The 5,864-nt window shown below is 72.0% G+C and carries 1 protein-coding gene; it reads left to right on the top strand.

Annotation, left to right across the window (positions count from 1 at the left end; all coding sequences use genetic code 11):
- Window positions 1-15 precede the first annotated feature (15 nt).
- Window positions 16-5,864: amino acid adenylation domain-containing protein (locus ACZ7M2_RS52300; protein WP_471601348.1), on the top strand; the 5,849-nt coding region annotated here is incomplete at its 3' end.

Here is a 5,864-nt window from a genome sequence, read left to right as displayed (position 1 = left end):
CATGGTGGGCGGCTGGTGGTGGTGCCGCAGGCGGTGACGCGTGCGCCGGAGGAGTTCTTGGATCTGCTGGTCGGGGAGGAGGTGTCGGTTCTTTCCCAGACGCCGACTGCTTTCCGGTCCCTGGTCGCGGCCGCCGCCTCCGGTGATCCGCGTGTTCACGGGCTTTCCCTGCGTGCTGTCGTCTTCGCGGGGGAGAAGCTGGAGGTCTCCGAACTTCGGCCGTGGACGGATCTGTTGGGTCTCGACGGTCCCGCGCTCGTCAACATGTACGGCATCACCGAGACCACCGTCCACACCACCTACCACAAGGTCGAGGAACAGGACATTGACGGCCTGGCGGCGAATCGCGTGGGCTACCCGCTCAGCGACCTTTCGATCTATCTGCTGGACGCCTCGGGCTCGCTCGCGCCCGTCGGTGTACCGGGTGAGATCCATGTGGCGGGCCCGGGTGTGGCGCGCGGTTACCTCGGACGTCCGGACCTGACCGCGGAGCGGTTCGTGCCGAACCCGTTCGGCCCGGCCGGCGGCCGGATGTACCGCAGTGGTGACCTCGCCCGCCGCCGTGAGGACGGCAGCCTCGAGTTCCTGGGCCGTATCGACGACCAGGTCAAGATCCGCGGCTACCGCATCGAACTGGGCGAGATCTCGGCCGCGTTGACGGCGCACGAGGACATCGCCCAGGCCGTCGTGGTCGTCCGCGAGGACACCCCCGGCGACAAGCGACTCGTCGGCTACCTCGTCCCGGCGCGGTCCGGTGCCGGGCTGCCCGTCGCCGAGATCCGCGCGGCCCTCGCCCGCGAGCTGCCCGAGTACATGGTCCCGGCCGCTTTCGTGGCGCTCGACACCATTCCGCTCACCACCAACGGCAAGCTCGACAAGCGCGCCCTGCCCGCCCCCGACGCCGCCCTCCAGCTGCGCGCCGCGGGCGAGTTCACCGCGCCGCGCACCCCGGACGAGGAGTCCGTCGCCGCCGTCTGGCGTTCGGTGCTCGACGTCGAGCGGGTCGGCGTCCACGACAGCTTCTTCGAGCTGGGCGGTGACTCGATCCGCGCCGTCGCCCTGGTCGGCGAGCTCCGCGAGGCCGGCCACGAGGTCGCGGTCCGCGACGTCTTCGACTGCCGTACCGTCGCCCGCCTCACCGAGTTGGCCACCGGCCGCCCCGCCGCCACGGCCGCCGCCGAGCGCCGCGTCGCCCCCTTCGAGCTGATCGGCGACGAGGACCGGGCCGTCCTGCCCGCCGACGTCGTCGACGCGTACCCGCTGGGCCAGAACCAGCTGGGCATGGTCATCGAGATGCTGATGGACGACGGCCGGAACCACTACCACAACGTCTCCACCTTCCGGATCCGTGACGAGCATCCCTTCTCGCGCGACGCCCTCGTCGAGGCCGGCCGTATCGTCACCGCCAGGCACGAGGTGCTCCGCACGTCCATCGATCTGGCGTCCTACTCGCGACCCCTCCAGCTCGTCCACGCCACCGCCGAACTGCCCATCACCGCACAGGATCTGGCCGGCCGCGACGCCGAGCAGGTGGAGGCCGCGCTGCGCGCCTTCACCGTCGCTGAGCGGGCCCGCCTCTTCGACCTGGCGGTGCCGTCGCTGATGCGCTTCCACGCGCACACCACGGATGACGGCGGCTGGTGGATCTCCGTCACCGAGTGCCACCCCATCCTGGAAGGCTGGAGTCACCACTCCCTCCTGATGGAGCTGTTGACGACCTATCAGGCTCTACGTGACGGCCGCGACCCGGGGCCGACGGAGCTGCCCTCGCTGCGCTTCGCGGACTTCATCGCGGGCGAGCTCGCCGCCCTCGACTCGGCCGACGACCAGGCGTACTGGTCCGAAGTCACCGAGAACCACGCCAAGTTCGTCCTGCCCACCACCTGGGGCGAGCCAGGGGCGGCGCACACCACCTTCCAGACCGGCATCTCCTGGCAGGACCTGGAGCCGGGCCTGCGCGCGCTGGCCACGGCCGCCGACGCCTCCCTCAAGAGCGTCATGATCGCCGCCCACCTCAAGGTGCTCGGCCAGCTCACTCACGAGCAGGCCTTCCACACCGGCCTGGTCTGCGACGCGCGCCCCGAGGAGACGGGCGCCGACCGCGTCTACGGCATGTACCTCAACACGCTGCCGTTCCCGCACACCAAGGGCGCCCGCACCTGGCGTGAGCTGGTGGGCCGGACCTTCGCGGCCGAGGTCGAGCTGTGGGGTCACCGCCGTTACCCGCTGCCCGCCGTCCAGCGCGACTGGGGCGGCACCGGCCGCCTCATGGACGTCTACTTCAACTACCAGGACTTCCGGCAGATCGACACGGACCTGGTGGACGAGCTGGCCGGCATCGACGACAGCCCCACCGAGTTCCCGCTCAGCGTCTCCTCGCGCGCCGGGCATGTCATCCTGACCGCCGACACCCGCGCCGTCACCCCGGCCCACGCCGAGCGGCTCGCCGAGATGTACCGGTCGGTCCTGGAGGCCATGGCCGCCGACGCGGACGGCGACGCCACCCGCACCTTCCTGCCGGAGGGCGAGCGGGCCGCCCTGTTCGCCGCCGCCGAGGGCCCTGCCACCGAGCCGGTCAGCCGCACCGCGCTCGACGCGATCGTGGCCACCGCGGCCCGTACGCCCGGCGCGGTCGCCGTCCGCGACGCCTCGGGTTCCCTCGACTACGCGGGGCTGTCCGCCCGTTCGGAGGCCCTGGCCCGCCGCGTTCGCGCGGTCGGCGCGGGTCCCGAATCCGTGGTCGGTGTGCTTCTCGACCCGACCGTCGACCTGCCGGTCGCCCTCCTCGCGGTGTGGCGGGCCGGCGCGGCGTACGTCCCGATGGACAGCTCCTGGCCGGCCGAGCGCATCGCGACCGTCGTCGCCGACGCCGGCTGCCCCGCCGTCGTCACCCAGGCCGAGTACGCCGATCGCTTCGCCGGATTCGGCGGCCGGGTCCTGCTCGTCGATGAGGACGCCGGCGTCCGGGGTACCGGTGAGGGTGCGGAGGTCCTGGACCCGACCCCGCTGCCCGGGGCCGACCCCGAGCAGCTCGCCTATGTCATCTACACCTCCGGCTCCACCGGCAGGCCCAAGGGCGTCCAGATCACCCATCGCTCGCTCGCCGGCTATCTGGACTGGGCGGTCGCCGACTACTTCGGCGGCGTTCCCGGCGACACCGCGCTGTTCTCGTCCGTCGCCTTCGACCTGGTCGTGCCGACGCTGTACGCCCCGCTGATGACCGGCGGCGCGCTGAACCTGTTCGGCTCCGAGCGCGACCTGTCCGAGCTCGGCGACTGGCTGTCCGAGTCGGGCCCGTACGGCTTCCTCAAGCTGACCCCCGGCCATCTGGAGATGCTGGGCCAGCAGTTCGACGGCGAGCGCGCGCACGGCCTCGCGCCGGTGCTCGTCGTCGGCGGCGAGGCCCTGCTCAGCCGCACCGCGGAGCGCTGGCTCGACCTCGTCGGCGGCGGCCGTGTCGTCAACGAGTACGGCCCGACCGAGATCACCGTCGGCAACAGCGTCCACGACGTCACCGGTCCCCAGGCCACCGAGATCGTGCCCGTGGGCCGTCCGCTGCCGGGCACCACGATGCATGTCCTCGACGACAACCTCCAGCCGGTACCGGTCGGCGGCACCGGCGAGCTGTACGTCGGCGGCCACGGCCTCGCCCGCGGCTATGCGGGCCGCCCGGCCCAGACGGCGGCGTCCTTCCTGCCCGACCCGTTCGGCCCGGCCGGCGCCCGCCTCTATCGCACCGGCGACCTCGCCCGGGTCCTCGCCGACGGCACGGTCGACTTCCTCGGCCGTATCGACGGACAGGTCAAGATCCGCGGCTACCGCGTCGAGCCCGGCGAGATCGAGGCCGTTCTCGGCGGCCACCCGGCGATCGGCGAGGCCCGCGTCCGCGTCCATGAGAGCGCCACCGGCAAGCAGCTTGTCGCCTACGTCGTTCCCGTCGTCCCGGAGGGCGAACTGCCCTCGCACGCCGAGCTCGACGCGTACGTCGCCGACCGGCTGCCCCCGTACCTGCTGCCCTCCGCCTACCTGGCGCTGGAGCGCATCCCGCTGACCGCCAACGGCAAGCTGGACCAGCGCGCCCTGCCCGCCCCTGACGCCGCCGCCTTCGACGCGGCCCCGCACGTCGCGCCACGCACCCCCGCCGAGGAGCGGATGGCCGCTGTCTGGGCCGAGCACCTGGGCCTGGAGCGGGTCGGCGTCCTCGACAGCTTCTTCCAGCTGGGCGGCGACTCGATCCGCGCGGTCGGCCTGGTCGGCGCGTTGCGCGCGGCGGGGTTCGAGGTCGGCGTCCGTGAGGTCTTCGAGAAGGCCACCGTCGCCGCGCTCTGCGAGTCCGTCACCGGGCGCCCCGCGCCCACCGCGCAGGTCACCGCCGTCGAGCCGTTCGCGCTGCTCTCGGACGCGGACCGGGCGCTGCTGCCCGAGGGCCTGAGCGACGCCTACCCGCTGTCGCAGAACCAGACCGGCATGCTCGTCGAGACCCTCGCGTCGGAGGGCCGCAACAACTATCACGACCTGACCTCCTTCCTGGTCCGTGACGGCGCGCCGTTCGACTTCGGCGCCCTTCAGCGGGCCGTGGAGGTTGTCGGTGCCCGTCACGACATCCTGCGCACCTCGGTCGACCTGACCGGGTACAGCGTGCCGATGCAACTGGTGCACAGCGAGGTCGCCATCCCGCTGGACCGGGCCGACGTTCGCCACCTCGACGAGGACCGACTGGCGGCGGAGCTGGCGGAATTCGCCGCCACCGAGCGGGCCACCCTCTTCGACATGACGTCGTCCGCGCCACTGCTGCGGATCTTCGTCCACGTCCAGAGCGACGCGGCCTGGCGGCTGACCTTCACCAAGAGCCACGCCATGCTGGAGGGCTGGAGCTACCACACCCTGCTCAACGAATTGGTCGAGGTCTACCGGGCGCTGCGCGACGGCGCCGAGCCCGCCCCGTACGTGGCGCCGCCCGTGCGCTTCGCGGACACCGTCGCCGCCGAGCTCGCGTCCCTCGACGACGCCGAGGACCGCGCCTACTGGCAGGGCATCGTGGACACCCACACGCCGTTCGCGCTGCCCGCCGACTGGCACGGCGACCGCACCGCACCCCCCGAGACGGTAGGGGCCGGCTTCTCCTTCCGCGACCTGGAGCCCGCGCTGCGCGGCCTCGCGACCAAGGCGGGAGTGCCGATCAAGGCGGTGCTGCACGCGGCCCACCTGAAGGTGATGTCGCAGCTGACCGACGAGAAGCGTTTCTTCACCGGCATCGTCGGCCACCAGAGGCCCGAAGTCCCCGGCTCCGAGCGCCTGTTGGGCATGTATCTCAACACCATGCCGCACGCCCACGACCGGTCCTCCCGGACCTGGGGTGGGCTGGTGAGGCAGGCCTTCGACGGTGAGGTCGCGGCCTGGCCGCACCGGAACTTCCCGCTGCCGGCCATCGAGAGCGGCAGCCGACGCCTGATCGACGTCTACTTCGTCTACCTCGACTTCCACCTCGTCGGGGAGGACCAGGTGGTCGACGAGGGCAACGGCATCAACAGCAGCTCCACCGAGTTCGGCCTCGGCGTCACCGCCATCGGCGGCTTCATCAGCCTCCGCGCCAGTTCGCACGTCCTGTCCGCCGAGAACGTGGAGCGCGTCGCGGGCATGTACCGCTCGGTCCTGGAGGCGATGGCCGCCGAGGGCATCGACGGCGACGCCGGCGCGGTTCGGGTGACGGCCGGGGAGTACGACCTACTCGTACGTGACGCCCGGACCCCGGGCTCCGAAGTCACCTCTCTCGCTCATGAGTTGTTCGAGGCGTGGGTGGTGGAGGCGCCGGGGTCGGTGGCGGTGGTGGCGGGTGGGTTGTCGTTGTCGTATGCGGAGGTGAA

This window comes from Streptomyces sp. NPDC111507 (assembly GCF_055638955.1).
Note: the sequence above shows the minus strand (reverse complement) of the source record. Positions and strands in the feature narration are given on the sequence as shown.